General features: G+C 63.8%; 14 protein-coding genes. 6 read left to right on the forward strand and 8 right to left on the reverse strand.

The window, feature by feature from the left end; all coding sequences use genetic code 11:
* Window positions 1–71 precede the first annotated feature (71 nt).
* Entirely contained in the window at window positions 72–2,441 is a 2,370-nt protein-coding gene (gene rpoD / locus HNE04_RS25425; protein ID WP_172225930.1) for an RNA polymerase sigma factor RpoD, read from the forward strand.
* A gap of 37 nt (window positions 2,442–2,478) precedes the next feature.
* Here the strand turns inward: rpoD and HNE04_RS25430 are convergent, their stop codons facing one another.
* Window positions 2,479–2,724: a hypothetical protein gene (locus tag HNE04_RS25430; RefSeq protein ID WP_172225933.1), complete on the reverse strand. Its 246-nt coding sequence runs from the start codon at window positions 2,722–2,724 to the stop codon at window positions 2,479–2,481.
* Window positions 2,725–2,854: 130 nt separating this feature from the next.
* Between HNE04_RS25430 and HNE04_RS25435 the strand changes: the two genes are divergently transcribed.
* Together HNE04_RS25435 and HNE04_RS25440 are read left to right on the forward strand one after the other, a co-directional pair.
* Window positions 2,855–3,829: a Vgb family protein gene (locus HNE04_RS25435; RefSeq protein ID WP_172225936.1), complete on the forward strand. Its 975-nt coding sequence runs from the start codon at window positions 2,855–2,857 to the stop codon at window positions 3,827–3,829.
* Between the two features lie 118 nt (window positions 3,830–3,947).
* A complete protein-coding gene (locus tag HNE04_RS25440) occupies window positions 3,948–5,471 on the forward strand; it encodes a S8 family peptidase (protein ID WP_172225939.1) in 1,524 nt (507 codons plus the stop codon).
* A 3-nt stretch (window positions 5,472–5,474) separates the two neighbouring features.
* Here HNE04_RS25440 and HNE04_RS25445 read toward each other — a convergent pair whose 3' ends face one another.
* The 4 genes from HNE04_RS25445 to HNE04_RS25460 all read right to left on the reverse strand — a co-directional run bounded on the left by HNE04_RS25445 (window position 5,475) and on the right by HNE04_RS25460 (window position 9,083).
* A complete protein-coding gene (locus HNE04_RS25445; protein WP_172225942.1) occupies window positions 5,475–5,822 on the reverse strand; it encodes a hypothetical protein in 348 nt (115 codons plus the stop codon).
* A gap of 66 nt (window positions 5,823–5,888) precedes the next feature.
* Window positions 5,889–6,884 (reverse strand): Bug family tripartite tricarboxylate transporter substrate binding protein, encoded by a 996-nt coding sequence (locus tag HNE04_RS25450; protein WP_172225946.1) that lies wholly within the window; start codon window positions 6,882–6,884, stop codon window positions 5,889–5,891.
* 34 nt (window positions 6,885–6,918) lie between these two features.
* On the reverse strand, window positions 6,919–8,124 hold the full coding sequence (locus HNE04_RS25455; protein WP_172225949.1) for a CaiB/BaiF CoA transferase family protein: 1,206 nt from the start codon (window positions 8,122–8,124) through the stop codon (window positions 6,919–6,921).
* A gap of 2 nt (window positions 8,125–8,126) precedes the next feature.
* Window positions 8,127–9,083 carry a hydroxymethylglutaryl-CoA lyase gene (locus HNE04_RS25460; RefSeq protein WP_328700414.1) on the reverse strand — a complete coding sequence of 319 codons (957 nt, stop codon included), beginning with the start codon at window positions 9,081–9,083 and terminating at the stop codon, window positions 8,127–8,129.
* A 105-nt stretch (window positions 9,084–9,188) separates the two neighbouring features.
* Between HNE04_RS25460 and HNE04_RS25465 the strand changes: the two genes are divergently transcribed.
* From HNE04_RS25465 to HNE04_RS25475, 3 genes are all read left to right on the forward strand, one after another.
* The gene (locus HNE04_RS25465) at window positions 9,189–10,091 is read left to right on the forward strand and encodes a LysR family transcriptional regulator (protein WP_172225952.1); all 903 of its coding nucleotides are present in this window, start codon (window positions 9,189–9,191) and stop codon (window positions 10,089–10,091) included.
* Window positions 10,088–12,088, forward strand: coding sequence for an aconitase family protein (locus HNE04_RS25470; RefSeq protein WP_172225955.1), 2,001 nt, complete (start codon window positions 10,088–10,090; stop codon window positions 12,086–12,088). The genes HNE04_RS25465 and HNE04_RS25470 overlap by 4 nt, the downstream gene beginning before the upstream one ends.
* A gap of 68 nt (window positions 12,089–12,156) precedes the next feature.
* Entirely contained in the window at window positions 12,157–12,450 is a 294-nt protein-coding gene (locus HNE04_RS25475; protein ID WP_172225958.1) for a GYD domain-containing protein, read from the forward strand.
* Between the two features lie 6 nt (window positions 12,451–12,456).
* On the opposite strand, the gene HNE04_RS25480 is transcribed toward HNE04_RS25475, so the two are convergent.
* Genes HNE04_RS25480 through HNE04_RS25490 form a run of 3 tightly spaced genes read right to left on the reverse strand, consistent with a single transcriptional unit; the run spans window position 12,457 to window position 17,234 of the window.
* Window positions 12,457–13,986, reverse strand: a complete 1,530-nt coding sequence (locus HNE04_RS25480) for a SpoVR family protein (RefSeq protein WP_172225961.1) — start codon at window positions 13,984–13,986, stop codon at window positions 12,457–12,459.
* Window positions 13,983–15,257, reverse strand: a complete 1,275-nt coding sequence (locus HNE04_RS25485; protein WP_172225964.1) for a YeaH/YhbH family protein — start codon at window positions 15,255–15,257, stop codon at window positions 13,983–13,985. The genes HNE04_RS25480 and HNE04_RS25485 overlap by 4 nt, the downstream gene beginning before the upstream one ends.
* A 54-nt stretch (window positions 15,258–15,311) precedes the next feature.
* On the reverse strand, window positions 15,312–17,234 hold the full coding sequence (locus HNE04_RS25490) for a PrkA family serine protein kinase (protein ID WP_172225967.1): 1,923 nt from the start codon (window positions 17,232–17,234) through the stop codon (window positions 15,312–15,314).
* Window positions 17,235–17,473: the final 239 nt, after the last annotated feature.

Here is a 17,473-nt window from a genome sequence, read left to right on the forward strand (position 1 = left end):
CTATCCGCCCGCGCCGGGTTGTATTGGCGCTTTTTGTGTTTCTGCTTTTTCGAAGCCCAGAGGTATTTTTCATGCCTGCTCAAAAGTCCGGAAAACTAGTGAAGCCCACTGCGAAACCCGTCGCCAAGAAAGTAATCAAACCGGCAGCCCCGGCCCAGGCCCAGCTCAAGGTCGTCAAGACCCAGCAAAAGCCCCAGGCCAGTGCCGCCGTGAAGCCCGCAACGAAAGTAAAGCCAGTGCCCCTTACGAAGTCCCCCACCAAGCCAGCCGACAAAGCCACCGCCAAGGATGAGGTGAAGAAGCCCGTCAAGGCCACTGCCACCGAAGAGGTAGTCAAGAAGAAACCGGGCCGTCCCCCGAAGGCCGCCTCTGCCGCGGGCGATGCCCCGGCAAAGACGGGCGCCAAGCGCGGCCGCAAGCCGAAAAATGCTGCTGACGCCAAGCCGGGCGAAGACATGGACATGTCGGACATCGAGGACGATCTGGCCGGCGAGCCGGTGGCGGAGACGACTGAAAAGGTCAAGCCGCTGCGCATGAAGATCAGCAAGGCCAAGGAACGGGCCTTGATGAAGGAATTCGGCCTGGACGAAACAGTCCTGTCCGAAGAGGAAATGCTCAAGCGCCGCCAGCGCCTGAAGACCCTGATCACGCTGGGCAAGACGCGCGGCTACCTCACGCACGCCGAAATCACCGACCACCTGCCCGAAAAGCTGGTCGATGCCGAGACGCTGGAAGTCGTGGTCGCGATGCTCAACGACCTGGGTGTAGCGGTGTACGAGCAGACGCCCGACGCCGAGATGCTGTTGCTGAACAACACAACGCCGACGACGGCGACCGTCGAGGAAGCCGAAGAAGAAGCCGAAGCCGCGCTGTCCACCGTGGACAGCGAATTCGGCCGCACCACCGACCCGGTTCGCATGTACATGCGCGAGATGGGCACCGTGGAGCTGCTGACGCGCGAAGGTGAAATCGAGATCGCCAAGCGCATCGAAGGCGGCCTGATGGCCATGATGGAAGCGATCTCGGCCTCGCCGGCCACGATCGCCGAGATCCTGCGGCTGGCCAATGAAATCCGTGAAGGCCGGGTCGTCATCTCCACCGTGGTCGACGGCTTCTCCAACCCCAACGAGGCCGACGACTATGTGGCCGAGGAAGACTTCGACGAGTTCGACGCCGACGATGACGACGACGGCCAGGGCGGCTCCAAGGCGCTGACCAAGAAGCTCGAAGAGCTCAAGACCCAGGCGCTGGAGCGCTTCTCCCGCATCGCCCTGCTATTCGAGAAGGTGCACAAGGTCTATGACAAGGAAGGCTGGGGCACGCCCACCTACGTCAAGGCCCAGCACGCCTTGTCGGAAGAGCTGATGACCATCCGCTTCACGGCCAAGACCATTGAAAAGCTGTGCGACATGGTGCGCGGCCAGGTCGACGACGTGCGCAAGAAGGAACGCGAACTGCGCCGCATCATCGTCGACAAGTGCGGCATGCCCCAGGAAGTCTTCATCAAGGATTTCCCGCCCAACCTGCTCAACCTCAAGTGGGTCGAAAAGCAGGCTGCCGCCGGCAAGCCCTGGTCCACCGTCATCGCGCGCAACATCCCGCCGATCCAGGAACTGCAGCAAAAGCTGGCCGACCTGCAATCGCGCGTGGTCGTTCCGCTGGCCCAGCTGAAGGACATCAACAAGCGCATGAACGAGGGCGAGGCCTCGTCGCGCGAGGCCAAGAAGGAGATGATCGAGGCCAACCTGCGCCTGGTGATCTCCATCGCCAAGAAGTACACCAACCGCGGCCTGCAGTTCCTGGACCTGATCCAGGAAGGCAACATCGGCCTGATGAAGGCGGTGGACAAGTTCGAATACCGCCGCGGCTACAAGTTCTCGACGTATGCGACGTGGTGGATCCGCCAGGCCATCACCCGCTCCATCGCCGACCAGGCGCGCACGATCCGCATCCCGGTGCACATGATCGAGACCATCAACAAGATGAACCGCATCTCGCGCCAGCACTTGCAGGAGTTCGGCTTCGAGCCCGACGCCGGCATCCTGGCGGCCAAGATGGAAATCCCGGAAGACAAGATCCGCAAGATCATGAAGATCGCCAAGGAGCCGATCTCCATGGAAACGCCGATCGGCGACGACGACGATTCCCACCTGGGCGATTTCATCGAGGACCAGGCCAACACCGCCCCCATCGAGGCGGCGATGCAGGCCGGCCTGCGCGACGTGGTCAAGGACATCCTGGATTCGCTGACGCCGCGCGAAGCCAAGGTGCTGCGCATGCGCTTCGGCATCGAGATGAGCACGGACCACACGCTGGAAGAAGTCGGCAAGCAGTTCGACGTGACCCGCGAGCGCATCCGCCAGATCGAAGCCAAGGCCCTGCGCAAGCTGAAGCACCCGTCGCGTTCAGACAAGCTGCGCAGCTTCATCGACACGCTCTGACCTCAAGCGCCCTTCGGGGCGCTTTTTCTTTGCCCGCTCAGAACATGGTGTCCTGGTAGCGGTCGGTCTTGCCATCCCCACGCTTGACGCGCAGCCTGACCAGGGGTTGCAGCGCGGCGGCAATGGTGAAGTGCTTGATGCATTCGGGGCAGTGATAGTCCTCGTCGACGTCGGCATCGGCGAGCCGCGACACGAACACTTCGAAGATCGCGCCGCAGTAATCGCATGTCTGCCGGAAACTGCTGCGCTCGAACTGAGGCTCCTGACCCAAGGGCTGGTTCATGGCGATCCCCTCTCGCACCGGATGGCACTGTTTCCAGTATGCCCAGCGCCGGATTGAAAAGCTAGCGTTGAGACAGTGCGCGAGGTTTGGGGGGAGAATTGGCGTCCGCCACTACTGCAGCGAGGTGGACATGTTTTGGATCACACGACGCGCCGCTGTGGTCGCCGCCGGCGCCATGGCCCTGCAGCCCCTCGCGGCCCAGCCCGCCCGGATGCAATCCTGGCCGCTGGGCACGCCGCGCCGCACCGGCATCCATGACCTGGCGCCCGCGCCCGACGGTGGTGTCTGGTTCACGGCCCAGGCCAGTGGCCATCTCGGCTGGTTCGATCCCAAGGCGGGCCGCACCGAACTGGTTCCCTTGGGCCCGGGCTCATCGCCGCACGGCGTGATCCAGGGTCCGGACAAGGCAGCCTGGGTCACCGACAGCGGGCAGAACGCCATCGTTCGCGTCGGTTGGCCCGACCGCAAGGTGCAGGTCCTCGCGTTGCCGCAGGGCACCCCCTATGCCAATCTCAACACGGCGGCTTTCGACGGCGAGGGCGACCTGTGGTTCACCGGCCAAAGCGGCTACGTCGGCAAGGTGGCGGTGAAAACCGGACAGGTCAGCGTGAAGGAAGCCCCACGTGGCCGCGGTCCCTACGGCATCTGCGCCACGGCCGGCGGCGACGTGTGGTGGTGCTCGCTGGCCGGCTCGTTCATTGCGCGCATCGACCGGCGCACCGGGGACTCGACCGTGGTGGAGCCACCGACTCGCAACCAGGGCGCGCGTCGCGTCTGGGCCGACAGCAAGGGCCGCATCTGGGTCAGCGAATGGAACAGCGGCAACCTGTCCGTTCATGATCCGGCGGCTCGCACCTGGGCACAATGGAAACTGCCGGGCAGCAGTCCCAAGCCCTACGCCGTTTATGTGGACGAGCGGGACATCGTGTGGGTCAGCGACTTTGGGGGCAACGCCATGTTTGCCTTCGACCCGCGCACCGAAAAGTTCGAGCGCTTCGGCTTTCCGCGCGACAGTGCGAACGTGCGCCAGATCCTGGGCCGCGCAGGCGAAGTGTGGTTGCCGGAAAGCGGCACCGAGCACATCACCGTCATACGCACCGCGTGAAATTTCCAACGCGGCCGGGGCAAGGGTGTGTAAGCGACGTGATCGCGCGCAAGAAACCCTTGTGCCGATGAGGCTGGTGCTGTTTCATGGCGTTTGATTCCGTCAATACAAACGAAACATGCCAAACATTCGCAACTGCTTGCTACGGGCTGGCCCGCTCGCCGCTTTGCTCACGCTCGTTTCGCCCGCCATCCACGCGCAAGTACCCGATTCGCCGCCTACCCATCCGTTTGCACAGTCGAGCCCCATAACGGACCGCTATATCGTTGTCCTCAAGAAGGACGTCGGCAATCCGGCAGCGGAGGCCGCCAATCACGTTCGCGGGCCCGGAGCACAGCTCCACCATGTCTATTCCACGGCGCTCAAGGGTTTTGCCGCCACCCTGCCCGCGGCCGCGTTGGCCGGCATCCAGAACAACCCCAATGTGGACTACATCGAGCAGGACCAGACCGTCTCGCTGACGCAAGTCGAGAACGGAGCCACTTGGGGCCTGGACCGGATCGACCAGGCCGATCGGCCCCTTGACCTACTCTACCACTACAACGCCACAGGCCTGGGCGTCCACGCTTTCATCATCGACACCGGTATAAGGCCGGACCACGTCGAGTTCAGCGGCCGGCTTTTCCCGGGCTTTACCGCCATCGCCGACGGCTTGGGGACCAACGACTGCAACGGCCATGGCACGCACGTCGCCGGCACGGTAGGCGGCACTGTCTGGGGCGTGGCCAAGCAAGTCAGCCTGCGGCCGGTGCGGGTGCTCGACTGCCGGGGCTCCGGCAGTTGGAGCGGCGTCATCGCCGGCATCGACTGGGTAGCCAATAGCGGCCTGCGACCGGCAGTGGCGAACATGTCTCTCGGGGGCGGCAAATCCACCTCGGTCAACGCGGCCGTCGCCGGCGCGGTTGCCAAGGGCGTGACCATGGTGGTCGCGGCAGGAAACAGCAGCGCCGATGCCTGCAACTACTCGCCGTCGAGCGAGTCCAGCGCCCTGACCGTGGGTGCGACCACCAGCGGCGACGTTCGGGCTTCCTATTCCAACTATGGCGCCTGCGTGGACATCTTCGCCCCCGGAAGCGCCATCACGTCGGCCTGGAACAGCGGCAGCAGCGCCACCAACACGATCAGTGGAACTTCGATGGCGTCACCCCATGTCGCCGGGGTTTCCGCACTGGTCGCGCAAACCAATCCGACCGCATCGCCCGCGGCGATCGCGGCGTTCCTGGTGGGCAGCGCCACCGCCGACAGGATCGGCTCGGTCGGCACGGGCTCGCCGAACCTGCTGCTGTATTCGCTGGGCACGGGCTCCGCCGCCGAGCCGCCGGCCGCGCAGATTGCCGTCAGCGCGCTGACGGGCTCATGGAGCAAGCAAGGCAAGAACTGGCGCGCCAAAGCGACCGTGACGGTGCGCAACGTCAACAGCACGCTAATGGCCATGCCCAACGTCACGGTCACGGGCAGCTTCGCTCCAGGTGGCAACGCCAGTTGCGTCACGGCCAGCAACAGCACTTGCACGCTCACCAGCGCGCCGATCAGCTCGGTCGACAATACGAGTGTCTTTACCCTCGGCGGCCTGTCGGGCAGCAATATGAACTACGACCCCACCCAGAACTCGGCTTCGCAGGTCACCATCATCAGGCCCTGAAGTTCAGTTGGCCGAGGCGCTTTCGTTCCGCTGCGTGCGCCACCACGCGATGAGCGCCTGGAAGTCGCCGGAGAATCCACGTTTGAGCAGCGCCTCGTAGGCGATCGAACAGGTGGCGGCGCTGCCGAAGTCGAGCATCTGCTGGTTGGCCTGCTCGGCGCATTGCATGAACACGGCCTTGAGGCAGTAAGGCGGGAGCTGCTCGTAGCGCGATAGCGTGGCGACCCGATCGACGAACGGATCAGCCTGTGATGGCTGCACCTGGCAGTCCTGGGTCTGGGGTTCTGCGAAGACCGGCGCCGCAGCCGCCACCCATAACACTGCGGCGCAGCGAATCTTTCCTGGCTTCATGGTCCGCTCCTTTCACAAGGCTACTTCCTTGTAAGAATAGGCGGGCCACCGGCAGGCAATCGATCTTTACTGAGGCTCGAGCCCGGCCTTCTTTACCAGCGCGGCGTACTTGCCCAGTTCGGTGCGGAAGAAGGCCTGGGCCGCTTCGGGCGAGGTCATCGAGATGGTGTTGCCCTGCTTGGCCATCGCTTCCTTCACCTCCGGCGAGTTGAACGCGCTGGTGAAAGCCGCGTGGATGCGTTTCACGTCGGCTGCAGGAAGGCCCTTCGGGCCCACGACCGCGAACCAACCTTCCACCACATACTTGGGCAGCCCCTGCTCGGCGAACGTGGGGACCTCCGGCGCGGCGGCTATCCGCTGCGCGGAGGAGGTGCCGATCGCGCGCAAGGCGCCGCTCTTGAGGTGGGCCTGAACCGAAGGCAGGGCCAGCACGCCGATTTCAACCTGGCCGCCGATCAGATCGGTGAGCATCGGGCCGACGCCCTTGTAGGGGATGTGCTTGGCTTTCACGCCGGCTTCGTCCATGAACATCTCGGCCGCAAGGTGCAGGATGGTCCCGTTGCCCGAAGACGCATAGTTGAGCGAGTCCGGCTTGGTCTTCAGCAGCGCGATCAGTTCCTTCGCATTGGTGGCGGGGACCTTGGGATTGACGACCAGCACCAGGGGCGTGGTACCCATCACGGTGATGGCCGTGATGTCGTTGACCGGGTCGAACGGCACCGACTTGAGCACGCTGGGATAGATCACATGGTTGTTGGAGACCACGCTCAGCGTGAAGCCGTCGGGCGGCGACTTGATCATCGCGTGCGTGCCGATCACGCCGCCGGCGCCGGGTTGGTTTTCCACCACGACCGGATGGCCCAGCGCCTTCGATACCGCCTGGCTCGCCGCCCGCGTGATGGTGTCCACGCCGGAGCCGCTGGCCACCGGGAGGATGAACCGAATGGGCCGGTCCGACTGCGCACGGGCCGCGGGAGAAGACAGACCGGCAGCGCCGGCACCCAGCGCCGCCAGGGCGAGCAACGCATCGCGGCGCGAAAAAGAAGTCAGTCGTTTGATCATCGTTTTGTCTCCAGTAAGAATTAGATGGATGGCCTCAGGCTACGATGGCCCGGGCCAGCAACTCGTCGATGGCGCGCTGGTCATATCCCGCGCTGGCCAGCAGTTCACGGCTGTGCTCGCCCAGGCGCGGCGGATCCAGCCGCACGCCCAGGCGCTGCCCGTCCATGGTAATTGGGAACAAGGTGGTCTTCACCGTCTGGCCGGCTTTCGGGCCGTCGGGCAGCCGGACGTCCGCCAACCCGCCAGTGGCGAGCAGATGCTCGTCATCGTAGAGGTCCTCGGGTCGCCTGATCGGCGCGAACGGCAGGCCTGCCTTCTCCATCAGCGACGCCAGCTCACTCGCCGAGCGATGGGCAATCCGCTCTGAGATGGTCTTGAGCAGGCGCGGGCGCTGCGTGACACGCAGGTTGTTCGTCGCCAGTTCCGGCTCGGCCTTGAGATCCGCAAAGCCCAGCGCATCGCAGAAAGTAAGCCACTGGGCATCGCTGACAGCCGCCAGGAAAATCTGCTCGCCATTGTTGACCGTGAACACGTCGTACACCGCCCAGGGATTGTCGCGCGCGGGCATGGGGGCCGGATGCTTGCCGGTCATCGCGAACTGCAGCATGTGCTGCCCCATGAGGAACACATTGTTCTCGTACAGGGCGCTTTGCACCTCCATGCCGCGTCCGGTGATGCCGCGCTGTATCAGCGCACCCAGCACCGCGATGGCGCCGAAGAGCCCGCCCATGATGTCGTTGACGCTGGTGCCGGCTCGCAGTGGATCGCCGGGACGCCCCGTCATATAGGCCAGGCCGCCCATCATCTGCACCACCTCATCGAGCGCGGTGCGATGGTCATACGGACCCGGCAGAAAACCCTTGTGGCTCGCATAGATCAGGCGGGGGTTTGCTTTGGAGAGGCTCGCATAGTCCAGGCCGTATTTGGACATGGTCCCGGGCTTGAAATTCTCGGCCACCACGTCGGCCGTGGCGCACAGCCGGCGGGCCGTCTCCGCGCCCTCCTCGCTGTGCAGGTCGATGCCGATGCTCTTCTTGTTGCGGTTGAACATCGGAAAGAAGCCGGACCCCGCGCCAAGTAAACGGCGCGTGCGGTCGCCGTCGACAGGCTCGATCTTGATGACCTCGGCCCCCATGTCGGCCAGCACCATGCCGCAGGTGGGGCCCATCACCATGTGGGTGAATTCGATGACGCGCAAGCCGGTGAGGGGCTGGGGCATGGACTCGTTGGATGGATTCATGATCAGGCTTCAGCCGTCGCCGGCAGCATCGTTTTGGGAAGGCCGGCGCGCCACAGCGTGCCGTGCAGGGTTTCGCCTTGCAGCCATTGCGCCAGCTGCTCGCGCAGGGCCAGGAGGCCGTCGAAGTCCTGGCCGGTCTCGTACCCCATGCTGGCCAGCATGTATGCCAGGTCTTCCGTGGCTACGTTGCCGCTGGCGCCGGGCGCATGAGGGCAGCCGCCAATACCGCCAAGACACGCATCGAAACGCGTGATGCCCATCTCCAGCGCGGCGTACACATTGGCCAGGCCCAGGCCGCGCGTGTCGTGGAAGTGGCCGCAGTTGAGCCTGTCGCCGGCCACGGGCAGGCACAGTTCGAACAACTCTCGGACCATCGCCGGGTCTGCGTAGCCCACCGTATCGGCCAGGCTCACGCGGTCCACGCCGGCGTCGAGCGCGGCCTTCAGCAGGCGCAGCACTTCGGCCGGCTCGACTCGGCCTTGGAGGGTGCAGCCGAAGGCGGTGCTGATGCCGACCTCGATCAGCGTGCTCGAGCCGCGCGCGTCGCGCAGCGCACGGATGCTGCCGATATCCGCCACCACTTCATCTGGTGTCTTGCGCAGGTTCGCCAGGCTGTGGGCGTGGCTCGCCGACAGCGGCACCAGCATCAGCTGCGCCTCGCCCTCGATGGCCCGCTCAGCGCCCTTAAGATTGGGCACGAGCACTGAAGCCATCAGCCCGGGCAAGGTCTTGGCGAACGCCAGTACCTCGGCCGTGTCCGCCAACTGGGGGAGCAGCCGCGCCGGAACAAAGGATCCGACCTCGATCTCGCGCTGTCCGGCGTCGTAGGCCGCGCGGATCCACTGGAGCTTCTTCGCAGTGGGCAGGACGGTAGAGATGCTTTGCAGGCCGTCGCGCAAGCCCATCTCGCGAATGATGGCTTGGCGCGCCGGCCGGGTGGTTGCGCTGGTTCGTGTCACTTTGTCTCCATGATTTGCGTTTGCCTGGCCTGAAGTTTAGAATTTCCAAACCACGACGTCAGCGCTATTTTGTCAGCGATGACGTTCCATTTTGGAACTTCTAGTTTGCGCGACCTCGACCTGACCTCATTGCGGCTGTTTGCCTCCGTCTGCGAGACCGGCAATATCGCGCGTGCCGGCGACAAGGCCAGCCTGGTGCCCTCGGCCATCAGCAAGCGCCTGGCGCAGCTGGAAGACACCGTCGGCACGCAGCTGCTGGTACGCAAGCGCCACGGCGTCATCCCTACCGCCGCCGGACACACCTTGCTGGAACACGCCCGCACTATCTTCGACAGCGCAGCCCGGATCGAGCGCGACATGGAAGCTTACGCGTCCGGGGTGCGCGGCCAGGTGCGCATCCTCGCCTCGGTCTCCGCCATGTCTGAATCCCTGGCCGACGACGTGGCCGCGTTCCTGCAGATGCCTGGTCACCGCAACATCCAGGTGGACATGGAGGAACGCGTCAGCCCGGAGATCGTGCGCGGGATTCGCGATGGCGCGGCTTCGCTGGGCGTGTGCTGGGACGCAGCCGATCTGGGTTCCTTGCAGTCCCGCGGCTACCGCAGCGACCATCTCTGCATGGTGGTACCGGAAGGGCATCCACTGGCGTCGCGCAAGAGCCTGCGTTTCGCGCAGACCCTGGACTATGAACATGTGAGCCTGCCCGTGAACAGCGCCGTCCAGGTCATGCTGCAGCGCGCCGCCGCGCAGCTGGGACGCACGCTCAACCAGCGGGTGGTCGTGAGCAATTTCGAGGCCGCCTTGCGTGTCGTGCGCGCGGGGCTGGCCATCAGCCTGGTTCCTTTCGAAGTGGCAGAAATCTATGCCATGGCCTATGGGCTGACGATCGTCCCGCTCGCGGAGCCCTGGGCCGAACGCCGCTTCATCATCTGTTTTCGCGACGCGCAGGCGCTCTCGCCGGCGGCGCAACTCCTGGTCGAGCATCTGGCCGGCCGCTCCCATCCATGACCCATCCCACTACCCTCGCGCTGGGCCCGAATCCGCGGGTTCTTTTTCTTTCGGCTGATCCGCAGGCGATGCACGCCCAGTTGGCCGGCCGGCGGCTCAGCCTCGAGCAGGCAGGCGAGCTGCGCGACGACGTATCCACCGACGAGATCACGCCGGTGCACATCATGTCGCACTACGACGACCGGCTGGCACGTTTTCCCTATACGGGTTTCAAGGCCGGCGCCGAAACCCCGATCGGTGCCGGTGCCGCGCAGGCCGGAGGATTCGTGGTGACGGTTGCAGGTGGGCGCTACGGCAAGGGCTCCTCCCGCGAACACAGCCCGGCCGCCGAAAAGCTCGCCGGCATCCGGCTGGTCATCGCGCGCAGCTTCGAGCGCATCTACCGGCAGAACGCCGACAACATCGGCCTGTTCACCTCCACCGATTTCGGGCTCGTAGAGCGGATCCAACGCGGGGAAGAAATCCCGCTGGAGGAATTGCTGGCCGGGCGCGACGAGCTCGCGGCCGACATCCTGCGCAGCGGCGGCATGCTGAGCTTCGGGCAGGCGCATCTGCGTGAAGCCCGTCCCGCGCTGCCGGCCGGCGATGCGCGACCCCTCACCCTTTTCGAAAAGATCATTGCCAGGCATCTGCTGGCCACGCCGGTCACCGGAGCGGACCCCGAGCCGGGCGAAGGTGCATTCGTGCGCGCAGACTGGCGCTTCATCCACGAGTACTACACCGGCATGGCCTCGCACCTGTTGCACAGCACGCTCGGCCGTCCGTTGGCACTGCACGAGCCGCAGTCCATCGTCGTCTTCGAAGACCACACCTCGTACGTGGACCAGAGCCCCGCGCACCTGCGCGCGGGCCTGGTGCCGAACATGAGGGCCATGTGCCAGGCCCAGCGCGACTTCGCCGCGGAGTACGGCTTGCGGGCGCACCGGACTCTCACCGACGAGGAAGCCTTGCGCGACGACGGCAGCAACACCGCCGGAATCTCCCACGCCATGATGGCGGAGCACTACGCCCTCCCGGGCCAGGTGGTGGTCGGCACCGATTCGCACACCCCGCACAGCGGCGCGCTGGGATGCGTGGCTTTCGGCGTAGGCACCACCGACATGGCCAACGCCTTCGTCACCGGGGCCGTGCGCATGACAATGCCGCAAACGCTGCGGGTGGAACTCGATGGCGACCTGCCCCCGGGCGTGACCGCCAAAGACATCGTTTTGCAGCTGCTGGCCCTGCCGGAAATTCGTAGCGGCTGCGGGGTGGGCAAGGTGTTCGAGTTCGCCGGCGCGGCGGTGCGGGCCCTCGCCACCGACGAGCGCGCGACCCTCACCAACATGACCGCGGAACTTGGCGGCCTCACCGGCATCGTTGAGCCCGACGAGGAAACCGTGCGGTTCCTGCGCGAGCGGCGGGGCGTGAGTTTCGCGATCGAGCCGTGGATGCGAAGCGATCCGGGCGCCCGCTATGCGCAGACGATTCGAGTCGATTGCGCGGCCTTGAGCCCCATCGTCGCGGCGCCCGGTGATCCCGGCAATGTCATCCCGATCGACCAGCTTGACCGCGAAGTGATGATCGATATCGCTTACGGCGGCTCCTGCACGGCTGGCAAGCGCGATGACTTCGACCATTACCACGAAGTCCTGGCATGGGGGCTGCAACACGGCTTGCGTGTTCCAGGCCATGTTGCGCTGTACCTGCAGTACGGAACCACGGCAGTGCGGGACTACTGCATTTCTCGCGGCTACGACAAGACCTTCGAAGCGATGGGAGCGCGGCTGCTGCAGCCCTCCTGCGGTGCTTGCGCCAATTGCGGTCCCGGATCTTCCACCGCTGCTGAACAAGTGACGGTGAGCGCCATCAACAGGAACTTCCCGGGCCGCTCGGGGCCGGGCCAGGTCTGGCTGGCCAGCCCTCCCACGGTCGCGGCAAGTGCATTGGCGGGAAAGCTGACGTCGTTTGCCGCACTCCAGTTCGAACACTGGAACAGACCAGTTGAATCTCTTTGAAAATCCGCGCCGCACGATCTACTCTTGGAACCGCGCAATCGAGCGCCATTCTTCAAAGGAGATGGATCATGACCACTTATGTCGTGCTGGCGTCATTCACCGACCAGGGCATCCGGACCGTCAAGGACACGACCAAGCGCGCCGACGCGGTAAAGGATATGGCCGGGCGTTTCGGCGTGAAGATGCGCGAGATCTACTGGACCCAAGGCCAGTATGACCTGGTCACGCTGCTCGATGCCGACAATGAACAGGCCGTCGCCGCATTCGGGCTGGCCGTGTCCTCGGCCGGGAACGTGCGCTTCGAGACGCTGAGGGCCTTCACCAAGGATGAGATGACCGGCATCCTGGCCAAGCTGCCGTAACCGTCGCTAACCGTGCGGCACGGGCGTGACTTCCCAGTGCTGCAGCACCCGGTCGTGGCTGTCGACACTTTCCAGTCGCACCCTGAAGCCCCATAGCCGGGCCACGTGCTTGACCACCTCTTCCGCGCCGTTGTCGAGTGGGCGGTCGTTGTGGCGCATGTGGCGCAACGTCAGCGAACGGTCGCCACGCAGGTTCACGTTCCACACCTGGATGTTGGGCTCGCGCCAGTTCAGGTCGTGCTGGCGCGACAGCGCCTCGCGCACCCGGCGGTAACCCGTGTCGTCGTGGATGGCCGACACTTCCAGTTCCTTCTGGGTCGAATCGTCCACGATCGAGAACAGCCTGAACTCGCGCATCATGTGCGGCGACAGGTACTGGCCGATGAAACTTTCGTCCTTGAAGTGGCGCATGGCGTAGTCCAGCGTTTTGCGCCAGTCCGAGCCGGCGATCTCGGGGAACCACTGGCGGTCTTCTTCGGTCGGCTTCTCGCAGATGCGCCGCAGGTCGGTGAACATGCCGAAGCCCAGCGCATAGGGATTGATGCCGTTGTAGGCCGGATGCGTCACCGGCGGCTGGAACACCACGTTGGTGTGGGAGCTCAGGCACTCCATCATGAAGCCGTCGGACAGCAGGCCCTGGTCGTACATGTCGTTGAGCAGCGTGTAGTGCCAGAAGGTCGCCCAGCCCTCGTTCATGACCTGGGTCTGGCGCTGCGGATAGAAATACTGGGCGATCTTGCGCACGATGCGCACGATCTCGCGCTGCCACGGCTCCAGCAACGGCGCATTCTTCTCGATGAAGTACAGGATGTTCTCCTGCGGCTCTTCGGGAAAACGCCTGTGCTCCTTCTTGGACTGCTTGCCCTGGGACTTGGGTAGCGTGCGCCACATGTCGTTCACCTGCTGCTGCAGGTAGGCCTCGCGATCCTTGCGCCGGATTTCCTCTTCGACCATCGAAATCTTCTGCGGCCGGCGGTAGCGGTCGACGCCGTAATGCATGAGGGCATGACAGCAGTCCAGCACCTCCTCCACGGCATCGATGCCGTGGCGCTCCTCGCATTCGCTGATATAGGCCTTGGCATAGACCAGGTAGTCCACGATGGAGCTCGCGTCGGTCCACATGCGGAAGAGGTAGTTGCCCTTGAAGAAGGAGTTGTGGCCGAAACAGGCGTGGGCCATCACCAGTGCCTGCATCGGCATGGTGTTCTCTTCCATCAGGTAGGCGATGCAGGGATCGGAATTGATGACGATCTCGTAGGCCAGGCCCATGTGGCCGCGGCGGTAGTTCTTCTCGCTGGAGATGAACTGCTTGCCGAACGACCAGTGGCGGTAATTCACCGGCATCCCGACCGAGGCATAGGCGTCGAGCATCTGCTCGGCGGAGATCAGCTCCAGCTGCACCGGATAGGTGTCCAGCCCGAAGCTGTGGGCCGTGCGCTTGATGTGCTCGAAGTAGGTTTCGATCAGCTCGAAAGTCCAGTCCGAGGGACTGGGCAGCCGTTTGCTGGCGACGTGATCGCCGTTCAAGGTGTTCATGATGCGTTCGCGCTCTTTTTGAACAGGTCACGGAACACCGGGAAGATTTGCGCCGGCGTGCAGATCTTCTGCATCGCGAAGTGCGGGTTGGAGTCGCGCACCCTCGTGTACTCTTCCCAGAGGTTCTGGTCTTCATCCGCCACTTGCACGTAGGCGAAGTAGCGCACCAGCGGTAACAGCTTGACGTCCAGCAGCTCCCGGCACTTGGAAGAGTCTTGCTGCCAGTTGTCGCCGTCCGATGCCTGGGCGCCATAGATGTTCCATTCCTGGCCCATGTAGCGCTCGCGGATGATCTCGTGCATGAGCGTCAACGCGCTGGACACCACCGTGCCGCCGCTTTCGGTGGCGTGGAAAAACTCGTCCTCCGACACCTCCGCGGCCTGCGTGTGGTGCCGGATGAAGATCACGTCGGTCTGCTGGTAGTGGCGTGTGAGGAAGAGGTACAGCAGGATGAAGAAGCGCTTGGCCAGGTCCTTGCGCGCCTCGTCCATCGACCCGGACACGTCCATCAGGCAAAACATGGCGGCCTTGCTGGTCGGCAGCGGCTCGCGCACGCGGTTGCGATAGCGCAGGTCGAAGGGATCGAGCCAGGGCACGCGCTTGAGGCGCTCGCGCAACAGCTCGATCTCCTCCTTCAGCGCCATGATCTCGGCGGCCGGCGTGTGGTCGAGCTTTTCGAGCTGCTTCAGGTGTTCTTCCAGCCGACGCAATTCGACGCGGGCGTCGCTGCCCATGGCGATGCGCCGGCCCAGGGCCACGCGCATGGAACGCACCACGTGCAGGCTGGTGGGGTTGCCCTCGGAAACGAATCCCGCGCGCCGGGTCTTCCACTCCGGCGCATCGGCCAGCAACTGCGTGCGTATCAAGCGGGGCAGCGCCAGGTCGTCGAAGAAGTAATTCATGAACTCGTCGCGCGTGATGCGGAAGACGAAGTCGTCCTCGCTGTTCCCGTCGTTCGAGGCGCCGTTGCCGCTGCCCGAACCGCCACCGCCCTCGGGCCGGCGGATGCGGTCACCGCGCACGTACTCACGATTGCCTGGATGAACCGTTTCACGGGTGCCACCGGAGCCATGGCTGAAAACCGGCTCGGACACATCGCGCTTGGGCAGCGTGATGTCCGTGCCTTCCTCGATGTCGCGGATGCTGCGGTCACCCACCGCCTTGCGCACCGCGTCGCGAATCTGGTCGCGGTAGCGGCGCAGGAACCGCTCGCGATTGCCTATGGACTTGTTCTTGCCTGACAGGCGGCGGTCGATGACCTGGTGAAGCATGGACCTCTCCGGCTTGGCATTGGGGGACGACACTGTGGCGCCTTCTCCCGTCCGTCAGGAACTCTTGCGAACGCGCAGGTACCACTCGCACAGCAAGCGGACCTGCCGGTGGGTGTAGCCCTTCTCGACCATGCGGTTGACAAAATCTTCGTGCTTTTTCTGCTCGTCCGCGCTGGCCTTTGCGTTGAAAGAGATCACAGGCAGCAGGTCCTCGGTGTTGGAGAACATCTTCTTCTCGATCACCGTGCGCAGCTTCTCGTAGCTCGTCCACACCGGGTTCTTGCCGGCGTTGCTGGCGCGCGCGCGCAACACGAAGTTGACGATCTCGTTTCGGAAGTCCTTGGGATTGGACAGGCCCGCCGGCTTCTCGATCTTCTCCAACTCGGCGTTCAGCGCTGCCCTGTCGAAGATCTCGCCCGTGTCGGTGTCGCGGTACTCCTGGTCCTGGATCCAGAAGTCGGCGTAGGTGACGTAGCGGTCGAAGATGTTCTGGCCGTACTCGGAATACGACTCGAGGTAGGCGGTCTGGATTTCCTTGCCGATGAACTCCGCATAGCGGGCTGACAGGTGTTCCTTGATGTATGCCAGGTATTTCTGCTCGATCTCCGGCGGGAACTGCTCGCGCTCGATCTGCTGCTCCAGCACATACATCAGGTGCACCGGGTTGGCGGCGATCTCGGTGGAATCGAAGTTGAACACCTTGGAGATGATCTTGAAGGCAAACCGGGTCGAGACGCCCGTCATGCCCTCGTCGACGCCGGCGTAGTCGCGGTACTCCTGGTAGCTCTTGGCCTTGGGATCGGTGTCCTTGAGGTTCTCTCCGTCGTAGATCATCATCTTGCTGAAGATGCTGGAATTCTCGGGCTCCTTCAGGCGGGTCAGCACCCCGAACTGCGCCATCATCTTGAGCGTGCCGGGCGCGCAGATCGCGTCCTTGAGCGAGGAGTTACGGATGAGCTTCTCGTAGATCTTCACCTCTTCAGTGACGCGCAGGCAGTAAGGCACCTTGACGATGTAGATGCGATCCAGGAAGGCCTCGTTGTTCTTGTTGTTCTTGAACGCCTTCCATTCGCTCTCGTTGGAGTGGGCCATCACGATGCCGTCGAACGGGATGGCGCCGAAGCCCTCGGTACCCTTGAAGTTGCCTTCCTGGGTGGCTGTCAGCAGCGGGTGCAGCACCTTGATCGGCGCCTTGAACATTTCCACGAATTCGAGCAGGCCCTGGTTGGCCAGGCACAGGCCGCCCGAATAGCTGTAGGCATCGGGATCGTCCTGGGCATAGGTCTCCAGCTTGCGGATGTCGATCTTGCCGACCAGGGAAGAAATGTCCTGGTTGTTCTCGTCGCCCGGCTCGGTCTTGGCAATGCCGCACTGCTTGAGGATGGACGGAAAGCGCTTGACCACCTTGAACTTGCGGATATCGCCGCCGAATTCTTCCAGGCGCTTGACGGCCCAGGGCGACATGACGCGCTGCAGGTAGCGGGGAGCGATGCCGTACTGCTGCTGCAACAGCGGAACATCTTCGGCATTGTTGAACAGGCCGAGGGGGGATTCGTTGACCGGGGAGCCCTTGAGGGCGTAGAACGGCACCTGCTCCATGAGCAGCTTCAGGCGCTCGGCGATCGACGACTTGCCGCCGCCCACTGGGCCAAGCAGGTAGAGGATCTGTTTCTTCTCTTCGAGGCCCTGGGCCGCATGCCGGAAGCAGGACACGACCTGCTCGATCGGCTCTTCCAGGCCATAGAAATCCTTGAACGCCGGATAGATGCGCACCATCTTGTTGCCAAAGATGCGCGAAAGTCTCTGGTCGTGGCGGGTGTCGACGATTTCGGGCTCGCCGATGGCTTTGAGCATGCGCTCAGCGGCGGTGGCGTAGGCCAGCGGGTCTCGCTTGCAAAGATCGAGGTACTCCTCCAACGACAATTCTTCCTCGCGCGTCTGCTCGTAACGCGCTAGAAAATTGCGAACTACATCCATGGAACCTCCTTCGGGTACGGTGCAGTATTCACCCCTTGGCAACACCACTTTACCGCACGGGCGCTTGTATAAAAGAACATCGGCTGTAAGCAAAAATCTGTGTTCACTGTAGGTGAACGGTAGACAAAAGCAAGGGGGTTAAAGTTTCTAGGGGAAAGCGCGTGTCGACATGGCGCATTTGTGCCGCATCGCTGTTGCGTGCGCGCAAAGTGCCTCGCCGAGATGCCGTGCATCTCATG

Source organism: Caenimonas soli (assembly GCF_013155545.1).
Lineage (GTDB): Bacteria > Pseudomonadota > Gammaproteobacteria > Burkholderiales > Burkholderiaceae_C > Ramlibacter > Ramlibacter soli.

Bases quoted from the DNA above. Each gene is read 5' to 3' on its own strand.
- rpoD (WP_172225930.1), top strand. From the start codon at position 72: ATGCCTGCTCAAAAGTCCGGAAAACTAGTGAAGCCCACTGCGAAACCC.
- HNE04_RS25430 (WP_172225933.1), bottom strand. From the start codon at position 2,724: ATGAACCAGCCCTTGGGTCAGGAGCCTCAGTTCGAGCGCAGCAGTTTC.
- HNE04_RS25435 (WP_172225936.1), top strand. From the start codon at position 2,855: ATGTTTTGGATCACACGACGCGCCGCTGTGGTCGCCGCCGGCGCCATG.
- HNE04_RS25440 (WP_172225939.1), top strand. From the start codon at position 3,948: ATGCCAAACATTCGCAACTGCTTGCTACGGGCTGGCCCGCTCGCCGCT.
- HNE04_RS25445 (WP_172225942.1), bottom strand. From the start codon at position 5,822: ATGAAGCCAGGAAAGATTCGCTGCGCCGCAGTGTTATGGGTGGCGGCT.
- HNE04_RS25450 (WP_172225946.1), bottom strand. From the start codon at position 6,884: ATGATCAAACGACTGACTTCTTTTTCGCGCCGCGATGCGTTGCTCGCC.
- HNE04_RS25455 (WP_172225949.1), bottom strand. From the start codon at position 8,124: ATGAATCCATCCAACGAGTCCATGCCCCAGCCCCTCACCGGCTTGCGC.
- HNE04_RS25470 (WP_172225955.1), top strand. From the start codon at position 10,088: ATGACCCATCCCACTACCCTCGCGCTGGGCCCGAATCCGCGGGTTCTT.
- HNE04_RS25475 (WP_172225958.1), top strand. From the start codon at position 12,157: ATGACCACTTATGTCGTGCTGGCGTCATTCACCGACCAGGGCATCCGG.
- HNE04_RS25480 (WP_172225961.1), bottom strand. From the start codon at position 13,986: ATGAACACCTTGAACGGCGATCACGTCGCCAGCAAACGGCTGCCCAGT.
- HNE04_RS25485 (WP_172225964.1), bottom strand. From the start codon at position 15,257: ATGCTTCACCAGGTCATCGACCGCCGCCTGTCAGGCAAGAACAAGTCC.
- HNE04_RS25490 (WP_172225967.1), bottom strand. From the start codon at position 17,234: ATGGATGTAGTTCGCAATTTTCTAGCGCGTTACGAGCAGACGCGCGAG.